Here is a 14,423-nt window from a genome sequence, read left to right as displayed (position 1 = left end):
TCTTGCATACTTACCCTGTGATAGGCACAAAGTTGCAGTAACACGCGTAGGAAAGAATCAATGCACAGCAGATGTTTGCTTGTTTTACCCGTCATTCTGACGTTATATGGAGCTTGCGTCGCTAATGCTGCCGAGCCGACGATGACTCAGACCCCGCTGCCTACTTCGGTATCAGATAGCAAAGCCGGCTGGGCATTACAGATAACGCCGTACCTGTGGGCTGCCGAAATGCATGGACATATCTCGCCTTTTCGTCGTGGCCCGACGATCAGTGTCGACAAATCCTTTTCCAATGTTCTTGATGATTTGAGGGTTGGTGGTTTCATTGATATCTGGGGACGTTCAGGTCGTTACGTTCTATCTGGCGACATTACCTATGTTGATACGAAGGAAGGCCGGGCATCGGGCCCATTGCCCAGATTAGGACCGTTGCCGCCAGGAACGCGCGTAGAAGGCGCGGTTAATTCCAAGCTGTTCACGGCGACTTTGCTGGGCGGCTATCGCGTTGTCGATACGCCGACGCTCACGCTCGATGCGCTGGCGGGATTGCGAGCCTGGCATGTTTCAAACAAGGTCCAGGTGAGCGCGCTTGGCCGTTCCCGCAGCTACAAGGAAAGCTTTGGCTGGACCGAACCGGTAATCGGTGCGCGCGCGTTCACGCAACTGACAGACCGGCTCTCTTTGCAGGGGCAGGCCAACATCGGCGGATTTGGTGCGGGCTCCAAGTTCGTATGGTCCGCACAAGCGACCTTGAATTACGTTTTCACCGACAAGCTCTCGGTTTCTGCTGGATACAAGGTGTTGGATATCAATTACGATCACAAGGGGAATGTCTATGACACACGCATGCATGGCCCAGTTCTTGGATTAACTTATCGGTTTTAAAAACAGACCGAGAAGTAATAAAGATCGGCATATGAATTGGGGTCGCTACCAGGCAGGAATCGACCCCGATGCCAATGATGGTCGATCGCATTGTGGAGTCATTTAAAATCGTAGACGCTGGTCATGGCGATGATGTTATCTTTCCTAACGCAAGGGTACGCCCGAAATCGGTGATCGTATATTCGACTTTGGGTGGCACCTCCCTGAAGTCGTGTCGCGCTACGATGCCCTCCGCGGTAAAATCGCGCAATTGCTGGATCAGCACTTTCTCGCTGCGATCGAGTACGCGCGTGGTGAGCGCCAAAGCATGGGGCCGGTGTCTGGAGGGGGAAAAAACGATGTTAGGTACTTTTGGCGTACTGCTTCTACTTTGAGCAAACGTTCCTGCGTTGATCCTGGGTCCGGCTTACACACTTGACCCGACAGTCGTGGCGTTTCTCGGTCTTTTCATCCTGATTATCACCGGCACAATTAACTGGGATGACGTACTTTCCGAGAAAAGCGCATGGGATACGCTGATTTGGTTCGGCGCGTTGGTGATGATGGCAGAACAGCTCAACAAGACAGGCGTCATTGCGTGGTTCTCCAGTATGTTGAGAAATGGCATCGCTTCCGCGGGAATGGGTTGGGAATGGGCCGCTATATTGCTCGTCCTCCTGTTTGTGTTCTCACATTATTTCTTTGCTAGTACAACAGCGCACATTAGCGCAATGATGTTGGCCTTCCTAACGGTGGGCGTTGCATTGGTGCCTCCAGATTATGTGGTGCCTTTCTTGCTCATGATGGTGGCGGGCTCCACGATAATGATGACCTTGACCCATTATGCGACAGGTACATCACCGATCATTTTCGGCAGCGGGTACGTTACGCTTGGCACGTGGTGGCGGGTGGGTTTCATAATGTGTATTATCGAACTCACAATTTACGCAACGATTGGGATTGTGTGGTGGAAGGTGCTTGGATTGTGGTGACTTACGAACATGAAAGAGCACATGGCGAAAACTGTGCCAATCGTGCAAGCCCAAATGGGACCTCACACGCCCAATTTTATGGCTGCTACAACAGCGCTGAGCGTTGATTTTAAAATACAAGTGCCTAGCCCAAAATTACGCCACAACAGGTATGACAGGAACCATGTTTAGGAATGCACGTCTTAGTTTACCCAGGAATAAAAAGCGATCCTGCGGCGATAGCTCCTTGCCTGATCTACGAGAGTTTGTCACGAAAAAACCGTGTAGCAACCAGATGAAAAGAACAGATTTGTCCACGCGGCGGTCTTTTTACTGATAGCCCTGAACAAGCAACTCTTATGCCTTGGCCTTTTGTTGCGCCAGCTGCGCCTCGCCCCACGTGCACATCAGGTTGATCACAGGTAGCAGGGACTGGCCTCGCTGCGAAAGGCTGTACTCGACTTTTGGTGGAATTTGCGGATATTCCTTACGGATAACCAACCCGTCATGCTCCATTTCCTTGAGCGTGCTGCTCAGCGTCTTGTATGAAATGGTCCCGATGCAGCGCTGCAGTTCGTTGAATCTGAGCACCGGCTTGTGTTCGGATAGCCAATACATGATTGTCATCTTGTACTTTCCGCTGACCCGCGCCAGGGTGTAGCCAAAGCCAGTCTCTTCCAGGGGAACTTCCATGGCAAAGCAACTGGGCTGCTCTTGGCGAGTAGGTAGGTTTGCATTCATTATATTATCCCTGCTTGTACTATCATTTAGGTTAGTATATAACGTAAATGTGCGTACTTATATTTTTTACCATAATCTATATCATAGTAGCGTCACCACTCAATATGGATCGCTCGAAATGAAAACATTGATCGTTGTCGCCCACCCCAATTTGGAAAATTCACGGGTCAACAAAGCCTGGGTCGATGAGCTAAAAAAACACCCCGACCTGTACACGATTCACGACTTATACGGCAAGTACCCGGACTGGCAATTTGATGTTGCCCACGAGCAAGCGCTGATCGAAGCGCATGACAAGGTTGTCTTGCAATTTCCCGTGTTCTGGTTCAATTGCCCGCCTTTGTTGAAAAAATGGCTGGACGATGTTTTTATCTATGGCTGGGCCTATGGGTCGAAAAGTGGACACAAAATGCGCGGCCGCAAGTTGGCGCTGGCCGTATCGGCTGGCGTGCGGGAACATGATTATTCACCCCAGGGCCGCTACCAATACCGCCTGGCAGACATTCTCAGACCGTTCGAAATTACCGCCAATTACGTTGGTGCCGATTACCAGCCGTTTTTTGCCATGTACGGCTTCGAAGATGAACCGGGCGAAGAATATCAATTTAACCAGCCGGCGCTACGCAGGGGTACCGCGGACTACCTCGCTTATCTTGCCGAAGCCCGCTAGCGCAGTTAGCTACCTGACCGCAGGGAAAGCCAGCAGTTGCCCACATGAAATGGTGGAATGGGCGTTCCCGGTTATACACTTTCAATGCCCAATTACCCACTCAAACTTTGTAGCCAAAGGCGGAGCACTGGATTTCTCGTGATCGCCGCATCTGGCTCAAAAAGCTGGCGCAGCTTTGCCTTCCATCCTGACATTGATACATGTCGCGCCATGGTTATCGACCGCTTGCTTAAGTATCTCATCCAGTTGCTCAGCTTGCTCTGCGTAAGCGCCTTGAGCGCCAAGCGCAGATGCCAGCAGGTCATAACGGGCGGAGTCGTTCAAGGTGCATCCGTACAGCCTGTCAGGGCCGTACTCGCGCAATTGGATCATATACTCGGCATTCCAGCGAGAGTCGTTTCCGACAACTGCAATAAACGAAGCGTTTTCCCGGGCCGCTGTTTCAAACTCGGTACTATGAAAGCCCACCGTCCCGTCACCCATCATGGCAATGATCGTTGCATTTGGTCGGGCGATACTCGCAGCGACTGCATAACATAAGGCACCGCCAATCGCGCCTGACAAGCCGTTGATAATTCGGGTCGGTGCCTGGCAAAATGCCTGCGCCCATTGGCCGAACTCTCCGCCATCAGATATCAGAATGGGGTCTGCCGCCTCATCCAGTATTTTCTGAACCGCCTGGCATATCGCTTGTGGCCCGGGATTGGCTGTGTTTTCATCAGATGGCGACTTCAGCGTCCGGTTTGAAATGGCGCGATCAACCTCATCCAGCCATGCGTCGCGCTTGCCAGGATAGGTGTAGTCACTCAGCTCGCGTAATGCGGCGTCCGAATCGGCTATCGCCTGCATGTACAATCGCGCTCCCAATAGTTGTTTGGCACGGTCGATCATCGTTTCATCGGGATCGATAACAATGATGTCCGCATCCGGATGCATACCTGCAGATCGTCCGAAGTCCAGAGTGAAGTCTAGTGTTTTGCCAACCAGAACGACCAGATCCGCTTTTTTCAGAACCTGAGGAAAATTCCCCAAAGAGGGATCTCGCAGGCCGCGAGGGCTTTCCATGGCAATAATCGGCGCCTGCAGAACGTTGATCGTATCCTTTCGTAAACCAGGAGCACGACTCGCATTGTTCATCGGCCCCACCAGCACCAATGGCCGTTCTGCCTTCGCGATTCGCTCCTTGATTTGCTGTGCATCAGCCTGCGACAGGGATGTGCTGACCCGCGCGGGCACCTGTCCGCGCTGTACTTTGCCAATATCGACCTCTTCCTGCAAGAGATCAAACGGCATCGCAATGTGAACAGGACCAGGTCGGCCAGATAGTGCCAGAGATATTGCAGATGTAATATCTTGGTCAATCTGTTCGGCGCGGCCGAATCGCATTGATTTTTTTACCAGCTTTTTTGTGACATCTGTCTGGTCCAATTCCTGGAATGCGCCCATGCCGTCCTGCGAGACTGGTGAATCGCCCGAGAGCAGCAAGATGGGGCTTTCAGCCAGACGGGCGGAAAATACCGGCGACAGGCAATTGGTAATGCCCGGCGCTGCCGTTACCAGCGCTACGCCAATTTCACCAGTCAGTTGCGCCCACGCATCGGCCATATATACCGCAGCCGCTTCGTGACGCACATGAACAATGCGAATGCCGGCATCAATGCAAGCATCATAGATGGGCATAATCTGATTGCCTGACAGACTGAATATCGTTTTGACACCTGCACGTTGCAATGCGTCTGTAACAAGATGAGCACCTAGCATAAACACGATTACCTTCAAAAAATTAAATGGTGGCGGCCCAACAACGGCAGGCCATCTTAAATCCCTGGCCTCTGAAATATCGTTTCTCACATATCCGATATCAAGGCGTATTCCCTCTTCAATTTGTCACACTTTGGTCCATTGTGCCATCAGTGATTACCTCGTTTAAGTCACGGCGCTATCAAGCTTGCAATTTATCTTTAATTGAACGGATCACTTTGGATTGATTTTCTGCTCTGCGATAATTGTTTTCCAGGATGCCAATTCATTCGTGATCCTTTGCGTCATATACGCCTGCCCGTGCTCTGCTGCCGTCAGGCCAAGATCCTGGAATTTTTTTGTCATGCGTTCAGAAGCCATTGCCGTTTTGATGCCTTGCTCCATCTTGTCCACGATATCATCTGGCGTCCCTTTCGGAACAACCACACCAAACCAACCCTGAGCGTCGAATTCCTTATCAAGCTGCTCTTTTACCGTTGGAACGTCAGCCAGCGCAGCGGATCGTTCGCTGCTGGTAACGGCGATTGCCTTTACGTCACCAGACTTTATAAAAGGCATGAGCGCAGCCAGATTTCCTGTTACTACCTGAAGCTGGCCGGCAATCAGGTCTGTCAGCGCCAGCGTTTCACCGCTATAAGGGATGTGCGTCATCTTGCTGCCAGTCTCATGCATCAACATTTCGGATGCCATATGCGTCTGACTTCCGACGCCGGATGATCCGAAATTGACACCCGACTTGTTCTGCCGAATATAAGAGAGCAGCTCTACAAGATTATTGGCGGGGACCTTTTTGTTTGTTGCCACAACAAATGGCCCAATGGAAACGATGCTGACATTTTTAAAATCGTCGACACGATAGGGAAGATTCTTATATAAATTGGGGTTTACCGTGAGCATGCTCCCGGAAACCATCAGCATGGTGTACCCATCTGGCCGAGCCCTGGCCACCTGTGATGCAGCCACGGCACCACCCGCACCCACCTTATTTTCCACGACAATCGTCTGCTTCCATTGCTCACTAAGCTCCTGCCCCAATGATCGAGACAGAATATCTGCAGTCCCGCCTGCGGGGAAAGGAGAAATCAGGCGTACTGGCTGGTTTGGCCAGTCGCCCGCAAACGCCGGGGCGCCCATTAGAAAACAGCTTGTACAGGCGGCGATACAGCGAAAAATCAGCCATGTAAATACGCTTCTTGCTTTGCACATCTTTGCCTTCTCCTTGAATTACTTTTGAAATAAATAAATCCGGATCCAAGCAAAAGGCGCTGTCATAAAAAAATGTGTGACGGCGATGTTGCCACCTTTTGTTACTGTTTATTATTGTTTAAAGACAGGGCAAAGTAAAAGCAAAAAAAATTTCACTCATTAAAGTTAAATTTTAAATAGTCGATTTAATTGAACTGAAAAATACGTCGCCATCAACAGTAGAAATTGAAGCAGCGATTATTACCAATGTCTGCTTGCGCGCTGGCTTACGCGTCTATCCTGTTTGTCACAATGGCGAATACTCCGACGCACTCCTCAGCGGTGCCTGGGACAAATTGCATTTATGATACGGCGCTGAAGCAGCAACTGCGATACTTTGGGAAGCCATTGTTTTGCTGACTATTACCGACCAGCACATCGGCTTTTTCCAAATCCTTATGCTGCCGCCGGGCTTCAGAGGGAACAGATGATAGCCGTGGCACCAGAACGCATGCCTTTTAATGTGCCCCTCACGATTACAAAACGCAAGATACGAAGACAATACCTGATTGTTGATCTTTCCTCGTTGCGCAGCTTGAGTATTCTATAACCACATTTATGTCATCGTTCCTTACGGGTTTTCCACATATTGCGCCTGTGATTATATTTTTATAATATATCGTATATCATCTTTCATATAGGAATTGAAGATCATGAAAGCCGTATTCGTGTTATTCGATTCGCTCAATCGTCACGCGCTTTCTTGCTACGGCGCAAGCGATATCGTGACACCCAATTTTGACCGACTGGCGGCCCGCGCCGTCACCTTTGACTCGCATTTCGTGGGAAGCCTGCCCTGTCTTCCGGCGCGCCGGGATATCCAGACCGGGCGGCTGAACTTCCTGCATCGAGGCTGGGGACCTCTGGAACCATTCGATCACTCTCTGGCCAACATGCTGCGCGATAGCGGAGTCTACAGCCACCTGATCACAGATCATTATCATTATTTTGAAGATGGCGGCGCCGGATTTCACGGCAGATACTCTTCCTGGGAATTCATCCGCGGCCAGGAGAAAGACAAATGGCGCCCGGCCCTCAAGCCCGATACCGAGCGCTTGAGCAAACGCTACCACGAAAAAATGCAGGATTTCTCGTGCGACATCAACGCCAAGCTGCCCTACTTCGTTAATCGGCAGTACCTTGAACAACGCGGCGACTTTCCACTTGCACAATGTTTCGAATCGGCGGGTGAGTTTCTTGATGCTTACCACGCAGAGGACTCATGGTTTTTGCACCTGGAATGTTTTGATCCACACGAACCGTTCTTCGCTCCTGAGCGCTTTCTACAAGCGTTTCCCGAAGCGCTAAGCGGCAAAATTTTCGACTGGCCAAGTTATGGCCGACTGGATATCGAGCCCGAACTACTGCAAAAGTTGCGGGCCAACTATCATGCGCTGGTACTTGCATGTGACCACTATCTGGGGAACTTGCTGGACCAATTCGATCGTCTGGACTTGTGGAAGGACACCTGGCTGATCCTGTCAACCGACCATGGGCTGCTGCTGGGAGAAAAAGAATATCTGGGCAAGAACCGGCCACCCTTTTTCAACGAAGTAGCACATATACCTTTAATGATTGCAGCGCCAGACGACTCTGGAATTAAAACACGCAGGGAGCCGGCATTAACGCAAACCATCGATCTGATGCCGACCATACTGGATATCTTCGATAAGCCCATACCTGCCGAAGTCACCGGCCACACATTACTTCCGCTCATGCGCACCGGCACGTCCGTTCACAGCGCCGGTGCCGATTGTCCCGGTGCGATCTACGGCCAGTTTGGTGCAGCAATCAACTATACCGATGGCCGCTACACCTACTTTCTCTATCCCGAAGTCCCCTTCGAAACCAATCTTTATCAATATACGCTGATGCCCGCGCACATGCGCACATTTTTCGAAGCAGAGGAATTTTCCGGTGCAGCACTTGTTGAGCCGCTTGCATTCACACAAGGTTTCCCCGTCATGAAGCTGCCCGTGCTAGCTCAATCGAAGGGCAATATGACACGCCGATATCCGCTACTGGAGGCCAGCACTGTGCTATACGACCTCCAAAATGATCCTCAGCAACGGCACCCTATCAAGGATCCCGATATCGAGCAACGCATACGGAAGGATATCGCTGCACACCTGCATGCCAATCACGCGCCGCACGAAATGTTCGTCCGATACGGGCTTGCAAACGATATCGAAATTACTGAAGCTGCCTGATTTTTTTCAACCCTATCGTACGCATCACTATGAATACGCAGCAATCCGGTCTCTCTACCATTCGACCCACCAGCCTGGCGGATCAAGTCCATGCGCAGGTTCAGCATATGATCACCGCCGGACGCTTTGCTCCTGGCGCCGCAATCAATATCGCCCAATTGTCCCGTCAATGCGGGGTGAGTCATACGCCAATACGTGAAGCGCTTGCCAGATTGGCAGCCGAAGGACAATTGATTTTCGTGCGAAATATCGGCTATCGACTTCCGGAGCCACCCACCGTCAAGCAATACACCGATTGGGCTGTCGCTCGCGTTGTGGTGGAATCGAACGCGCTGCTTTACATTCTCGGCCCCATTGATCTTGCTTTGATCGACAAGGCACAGGACATCAACGATCAAATCAGACAGTCCGACTTCGGCAAGACCGCATCCGGTATCCGCAGGTTCAGTGAACTTAACTGGCGTTTTCATGCCACATTGATAGGTCTAGCCGACAATGCAATGCTTGAAGATGCCCATTCGAGGCTTTATGCCTCACCCCAATTTTCTCGTATTTTTCTGGGCCGCGGGGTAATTAACCAAAATGACGTCGCAGAGGAACATGAACGCGTTCTTGCGTGCCTGCGTGACGGCGACTGTCAGGCGGCGGCGCAGGCGCTACGGGACCATATCGTCGATAGTCTTGACCGCGATGCCCAGCAGTCTCATATTTCCGGCTTGATTCGGCGTGCCCTGAATGGACGTCTGTCTGAAGACAATTCCGGCACAGCCTGATATCGATACGAGCGCCCCTAACTGCCGGACTTAAGCACTGATTTCCAGACGCTGTACCAAGATGCCAAAAACAAGAGGAGACACTTGAAATGAAGCGAATGAAATTATTGATGGCAAGTATCAGCAGCGCATTTATCCTGGTCGCAGCGCCGGCGCTCGGTCAACCCTATCCCGACAAGCCGATTACCCTGATCGTAGGATTTCCCCCGGGAGGCGGTGTAGACATGGTTGCGCGCCAGCTCGCGGACCGTCTTGGCAAACAGTTGAAGCAACAGGTAATTGTCGAGAACCGCGCAGGCGCGGCAGGCAATATAGCCATGGAATATATCTCTCATGCCCGCCCTGACGGATATGTGCTACTGATGGGAAATGTCGGGATGCTGACTGCAAACCCGCTGCTGTACCCCAAGCAGGCCGCCGACGCTGTCAAAAAATTGGTGCCCGTGGCACGTTTGGTGGTGACGCCACTGCTCGCCGCTGTGCCGTCCAAAGCGCCGGCGTCAAATATCAAGCAGTTCATCGAGTTGGCCAAAAGCAAGCCTAACGCCATGTTCTTCGGTTCTGGGGGCAGCGGCAACATCAATCACCTGGCGGTGGAACTGCTCAAAATTCAAACGGGCATATCACTCACGCACGTGCCATACAAGGGTAGCGCCCCGTCCGTCACCGCCCTGGCGGCCAATGAGGTACAACTGGTCGTTGATGGCGTAAATGTGGTTCTGCCACAGGTCACCGGCGGTCGAGCGCGCGCGCTCGCTATTACTGGAGAAAAGCGAACACCCGCGCTTCCGGACGTGCCCACAATGAAGGAAGCTGGCTACCCAGATTTAACCATCTACGGCTGGCAAGGCTTGTTTGCGCCTGCAGGCACGCCGCAGTCGGTCATCAACACCTTGACCCGCGAAGTCGATAAGGCATTGGCCAATCCGGACCTTGCCTCGCGATTCGTCAAGCAGGGAACTGATCCGGCCTACCAGAATCCCGAAGCGTTCCAGAAATATATTGCATCGGAGCAAGCGCGCTGGGCAAAAGTGATTCGCAAGGCCAATATCAAAATAGAATAAAGCACCCTGCATTACACGTTGACCCTCCCTGTGTGGCGCATGCCTCTCCAAACCGTCGATAGCGTATCGAAGACAGGTTAGTTTTTCCTCTCTTATGCCCCCAAGTGGGCCCGACGGCCTGGCGATGGGTCAACAACCACCCGCTTAATCGGCTCTGGAACGCATTCGTCAATCGGAAGCGGCAGAACCGTCCAGGTAAGCAAGGCTGCTACGCTATTGACCCGGCCGAAAATTCGCAGTCTTGCTTACTGGCTTCTTCCCGCTTGCATTACCACGCTGCAACCCGCTTCACCCGGCAATACCCTGTTCCTGATGCTGGATCAGGCGTGCGTAAGGTCCATATTGGGTAAGCAACGAATCATGCGTCCCCTGCTCCACCAGTTTGCCATCATCCAGAACCAGGATTTGATCTGCCTCGCGAATGGTCGAGAGCCGGTGCGCAATGATCAGGGTGGTACGCTCACGCATCAGCAAAGTGAGCGCATCCCGTACCTGCATTTCACTCAGACTATCCAAATGCGACGTTGCCTCATCCAGTATCAAAATGGGCGCGTTCTTCAAAAAGGCACGTGCAATGGCAATACGCTGTCGTTGCCCTCCGGACAGCTGCGTGCCGCGCTCACCAACGAGCGTGTCCAGACCTTGCGGCAGCGAGGCAACGAACGCTGATAACGCAGCAGAGGCCAGCGCTTCACGTACCTCGGCTTCACTTGCATCAGGACGGGCGAGCCGGATGTTTGCTAGCAGCGTATCGTTAAACAAATAGGTGTCCTGTGTAACCAGGGCAACATGGTCTCTCAGGTTATCCAGTTCGAGTTGGCGGATGTCGGTGCCACCGATCCGAATTGCTCCGGCACTAACGTCCCAAAATCGCAGCAGCAAGTTGGCAATTGTGCTTTTGCCAGCCCCGGAAGCGCCTACCAGTGCGGTAGTCGTACCGGGCGCAAGCGAAAAGGATAGGGCATCCAGAGTAAGGCGCGAGACCGGCGTATACCGAAAGCCCACCTTATCGAAGTTGATCGATAGTCCTTGCGGTGTGGGCACGAGCCGGGCCGGCCCATTTCTGACAGGAACGGGCTCCTGATGCACCACATGCAGCCGCCGACTGGCGGCCACCGTATCAGCCAACTGGCGACTGACCTGTGATATTTCGGATACGGGCAGAAACGTGGCAACCGCCACGAGCACCAGCAATGGGACCATGGTCGGATCAAGCGCTCCGGCATTGGCCAGCAAGGCGCCGGTAACGGCAACCGCCAATCCACCCAGCCCCATCGCCAACTCGAACCAGGCGCTCTGGGCCGATAAATCATTCAAGATGGCTTGCCGCTGGCGGCTGTATGATTGAGCAATATCCAAAAACTGCTCGCGCCGACGTGCGGTAGCCTGAAAGGCGGTCAGATCGGCCATCCCCTGGATGGTGTCGGTCAGGTGCGCACTCATTTGGCCAAGGGACTGACGGGCCTGTTCCCCCAGCGCGTCAATCCGTCGTCTGCTGCGCACCGGAGACAGCAGCGCATACGCCAGAAATGGCAGCAAGGCCAGAGCGATCGGCCAGCTATAGATTGCCAGAAACCCGAGTACGGTAGCAGGCACAAGCACCGATACAATCGCCGGCGCGATGGTATGGGCATAAAAATATTCAATCATTTCCACGTCCTGCGTGGCCAGGGATACCAGATCCCCTGAGCGACGTTCCAGCAGATACGCGGGCGCAAGCTGCTCGAGCTTGTCATACAAATCGATCCGCATGTTGGCCAGCAATTTATAAGCCATCGCATGCGCGAGCCAGGACTCCAACCAATGAAATAGCGCGGCCAGCGGCGCGACAATCAGCAATGCAATGACCAGCATCTGCGTTGGCTGGCCATTGCGCAGAGCGGCGACAACAAGTGCACTGAGCACGCCCACGCCGATAAAAGCGGCAACCCGTGCCACGCCGAGCAGGATGGTTGCCACCAGCGTCAGCCGCCAGGGCTTGACCACCGACAGCAACGTAGCCAGTACATCTGGCCACCCCACCCTGGCGGCATCTTCCTCCAGTGGTCGTGGTTTGGGACCGTTGGGGCGGTTTGGTGGCGCTATAGGGTCAGCCTGCGTATCGGACTTTTCCGAGATCTGGCTAACACTGGTCTGCTCCCGCATCAATCGATAGTACAGCCCCTCTTGCTGCATCAATGCCTTGTGGGATCCAGACTCAACAATCCGCCCATGATCCAGCACCAGGATTCTATCGGCATTAATCACACTGGCCAGACGGTGCGCCAGGATCAGTGTGGTTCTTCCGGCCATGAGCCGGTCCAGCGCCTCCTGGATCAGGAACTCGTTCTGGGAGTCGACCGATGACAGCGCCTCGTCCAGGATGAGAATCGGCGCGTCCCGCAACAGCGCACGGGCAATACCGACACGCTGCCGCTGCCCGCCAGACAGTTGAAGTCCACGATCACCCACCTGCGTCTCGTAACCATCAGGCAAAGTCATAATGAATGTGTCGATATTGGCCGATCGGGCGGCCGCGCGCACCTGTTCATGCGTCGCATCGGGACGGCCCAACCGTATATTCTCGCTCAAGGTGCCGTGAAACAAGGTAATGTCCTGACTAACCAGGGCAATGCGCGATAGCAATGCCTCTTCGGAGAGATCACGGACGTCATAGCCACCCAAGTATATGTGCCCGCTCTGCGGCGTCACTTCGCGCAAGAGCAATCGAACAAGGGTGGATTTACCTGCGCCACTAGGTCCGACGACACCAATGCGCTGCCCAGCAGCTATTTCGAAGCTCAGCTCACGGTGTGCTATGCGCTCGGGCTGATATGCGAAGGTCACATTATCAAATCGGATATGCGGCTCCAGATCCGTCGGTGACATTGCCCGCTCGGATGCTGTCTTGACGCGACGCGCATCGTTAAGCTCATGAATACTGGCCGCCGCCGACTGCCCAAGCATGCCCTGGTGCAATACCGAGCGCAGGTCGCGCAGTGGGCGAAAAATTTCGGTACCCGCCATCAACACAATCAGAAGCGCTTCCAGGCTCATCTCACCCTGGACCACGCGAGTTGCGCCCACCGCGATGGCAATCGCGGCTCCCATGGCAACACCCAGGTCGCTCATGCCCCGCGTGAGAACGCTAACCGACAGCACCCAAAATGTCTTGTCTGACAAATGCCGTGCTCGCTCAGCCAGCCGCAGGCCAAAACTTTTTCCTTGTCCAAAGGCTTTGAGCGTAGGCAAGCCCTGCATGGCATCCAGAAAATCTTCTCCGAACTCCCTGAGTGCCTGCGCGCGCTCGCGGCTGGCACGCCGGTCCAGGGCATGGACTGCCGCCGGGGCCAACAACGAGAAAAGCGCCGCAACAAGCAATACTGATGCCGTTGGCACGTCCCAGAACGCGATCACGGCAAAGATAGCAATGGGTGCAATGAGCGAAATGGCGACCTGAGGTAAATAGCGACCAAAAAAGGTCTGCAATTGCTCCACACCATCGATGACACTCAACATGACACCACCGGTACGCTGGCTACCAAGCCATGCTGGTCCCAGATCGACAATGCGATCATATAGACCTGCACGCAAAGTAAGCTGAATCCTGGCCGCGGACCGGTTAGCTTCTATAGTTCGTAGATGATCGAGCCAGGCGCGCAGCAGTATCATGGCAACCGCATACAACGCTGGCGCCACCCATTGCTGCCAGGGTTGCTGATCGAACACGCGGGACAATAATTGACCCAGAAAAACGTAACGGGCGATGCCCGCGAGCAAGGCCAGCAGGCCAAGCATTACCCCACCGAACATGCGGGTGCGCAAGCCGGCGGTCATGATCCACAGACGATAGTCAAAGTACATAGCCACTCCTTTACATCACGGTATCTTACTGACTGGACAAGTCAAAGACAATCGATTGTGGCCAGGCGGAGATATTGCAACCGCGGTTATCGTTCAGCCGTGCGTCAAGATAGCGGAGAAACCTTGCTTACATGGTCAGTAAGGGAGGAATGCCGACCGAAAGACCGCGAAATCTTCGTATGCAAAAAACTAACAAGTCACTGCATAAAATTCGTTTGCAGCACACCCCGGTACTCTCTACCATGACTATTGACCAATAAAGCCCGGGATATATGGCAAAT

At 53.3% G+C, this 14,423-nt stretch carries 10 protein-coding genes and 1 pseudogene; 6 read left to right on the top strand and 5 right to left on the bottom strand.

Translation table 11 applies throughout. The features are described from left to right. Window positions 1-141 precede the first annotated feature (141 nt). The gene (locus EV681_RS08245; protein WP_130303711.1) at window positions 142-885 is read left to right on the top strand and encodes a hypothetical protein; all 744 of its coding nucleotides are present in this window, start codon (window positions 142-144) and stop codon (window positions 883-885) included. A 121-nt stretch (window positions 886-1,006) separates the two neighbouring features. On the opposite strand, the gene EV681_RS22825 is transcribed toward EV681_RS08245, so the two are convergent. Continuing rightward, window positions 1,007-1,150 carry a winged helix-turn-helix transcriptional regulator gene (locus EV681_RS22825; RefSeq protein WP_423191192.1) on the bottom strand — a complete coding sequence of 48 codons (144 nt, stop codon included), beginning with the start codon at window positions 1,148-1,150 and terminating at the stop codon, window positions 1,007-1,009. A 9-nt stretch (window positions 1,151-1,159) separates the two neighbouring features. Here EV681_RS22825 and EV681_RS08240 point away from each other — a divergent pair. Beyond that, window positions 1,160-1,856 (top strand): annotated as a pseudogene (locus tag EV681_RS08240) (anion permease); the annotation flags it as partial. Window positions 1,857-2,192: 336 nt separating this feature from the next. On the opposite strand, the gene EV681_RS08235 reads toward EV681_RS08240, so the two are convergent. Then, window positions 2,193-2,576: a winged helix-turn-helix transcriptional regulator gene (locus tag EV681_RS08235; protein ID WP_242612170.1), complete on the bottom strand. Its 384-nt coding sequence runs from the start codon at window positions 2,574-2,576 to the stop codon at window positions 2,193-2,195. Between the two features lie 118 nt (window positions 2,577-2,694). On the opposite strand from EV681_RS08235, the gene EV681_RS08230 reads away from it, so the two are divergent. After that, on the top strand, window positions 2,695-3,246 hold the full coding sequence (locus EV681_RS08230; protein WP_130303710.1) for an NAD(P)H-dependent oxidoreductase: 552 nt from the start codon (window positions 2,695-2,697) through the stop codon (window positions 3,244-3,246). A gap of 156 nt (window positions 3,247-3,402) precedes the next feature. Here EV681_RS08230 and EV681_RS08225 read toward each other — a convergent pair whose 3' ends face one another. Both EV681_RS08225 and EV681_RS08220 read right to left on the bottom strand, forming a co-directional pair. After that, complete coding sequence (locus EV681_RS08225; protein ID WP_130303709.1) at window positions 3,403-5,007, bottom strand: thiamine pyrophosphate-binding protein; 1,605 nt, start codon at window positions 5,005-5,007, stop codon at window positions 3,403-3,405. A gap of 213 nt (window positions 5,008-5,220) precedes the next feature. Continuing rightward, the gene (locus tag EV681_RS08220) at window positions 5,221-6,141 is read right to left on the bottom strand and encodes a Bug family tripartite tricarboxylate transporter substrate binding protein (protein ID WP_242612224.1); all 921 of its coding nucleotides are present in this window, start codon (window positions 6,139-6,141) and stop codon (window positions 5,221-5,223) included. Window positions 6,142-6,905: 764 nt separating this feature from the next. On the opposite strand from EV681_RS08220, the gene EV681_RS08215 reads away from it, so the two are divergent. The 3 genes from EV681_RS08215 (at window position 6,906) to EV681_RS08205 (ending at window position 10,299) form a co-directional block, all read left to right on the top strand. Further along, window positions 6,906-8,462 carry a sulfatase gene (locus EV681_RS08215; protein ID WP_130303707.1) on the top strand — a complete coding sequence of 519 codons (1,557 nt, stop codon included), beginning with the start codon at window positions 6,906-6,908 and terminating at the stop codon, window positions 8,460-8,462. Window positions 8,463-8,491: 29 nt separating this feature from the next. Then, complete coding sequence (locus EV681_RS08210) at window positions 8,492-9,235, top strand: GntR family transcriptional regulator (RefSeq protein ID WP_130303706.1); 744 nt, start codon at window positions 8,492-8,494, stop codon at window positions 9,233-9,235. Window positions 9,236-9,324: 89 nt separating this feature from the next. Further along, window positions 9,325-10,299, top strand: coding sequence for a Bug family tripartite tricarboxylate transporter substrate binding protein (locus tag EV681_RS08205; RefSeq protein ID WP_130303705.1), 975 nt, complete (start codon window positions 9,325-9,327; stop codon window positions 10,297-10,299). A gap of 288 nt (window positions 10,300-10,587) precedes the next feature. On the opposite strand, the gene EV681_RS08200 is transcribed toward EV681_RS08205, so the two are convergent. After that, complete coding sequence (locus EV681_RS08200; RefSeq protein ID WP_130303704.1) at window positions 10,588-14,142, bottom strand: ABC transporter ATP-binding protein/permease; 3,555 nt, start codon at window positions 14,140-14,142, stop codon at window positions 10,588-10,590. Window positions 14,143-14,423: the final 281 nt, after the last annotated feature.

The sequence above is a fragment of the Advenella incenata genome (assembly GCF_004217095.1).
GTDB lineage: Bacteria > Pseudomonadota > Gammaproteobacteria > Burkholderiales > Burkholderiaceae_B > Advenella > Advenella incenata.
This window is presented reverse-complemented; position numbering and strand designations above follow the sequence as displayed.

What these genes read in the sequence shown, in the direction of transcription:
- EV681_RS08225 (WP_130303709.1), bottom strand. Translation starts at nt 5,007, where the DNA reads ATGCTAGGTGCTCATCTTGTTACAGACGCATTGCAACGTGCAGGTGTC.
- EV681_RS08210 (WP_130303706.1), top strand. Translation starts at nt 8,492, where the DNA reads ATGAATACGCAGCAATCCGGTCTCTCTACCATTCGACCCACCAGCCTG.
- EV681_RS08245 (WP_130303711.1), top strand. Translation starts at nt 142, where the DNA reads ATGACTCAGACCCCGCTGCCTACTTCGGTATCAGATAGCAAAGCCGGC.
- EV681_RS08205 (WP_130303705.1), top strand. Translation starts at nt 9,325, where the DNA reads ATGAAGCGAATGAAATTATTGATGGCAAGTATCAGCAGCGCATTTATC.
- EV681_RS08230 (WP_130303710.1), top strand. Translation starts at nt 2,695, where the DNA reads ATGAAAACATTGATCGTTGTCGCCCACCCCAATTTGGAAAATTCACGG.
- EV681_RS08200 (WP_130303704.1), bottom strand. Translation starts at nt 14,142, where the DNA reads ATGTACTTTGACTATCGTCTGTGGATCATGACCGCCGGCTTGCGCACC.
- EV681_RS08215 (WP_130303707.1), top strand. Translation starts at nt 6,906, where the DNA reads ATGAAAGCCGTATTCGTGTTATTCGATTCGCTCAATCGTCACGCGCTT.
- EV681_RS08235 (WP_242612170.1), bottom strand. Translation starts at nt 2,576, where the DNA reads ATGAATGCAAACCTACCTACTCGCCAAGAGCAGCCCAGTTGCTTTGCC.
- EV681_RS08220 (WP_242612224.1), bottom strand. Translation starts at nt 6,141, where the DNA reads ATGGGCGCCCCGGCGTTTGCGGGCGACTGGCCAAACCAGCCAGTACGC.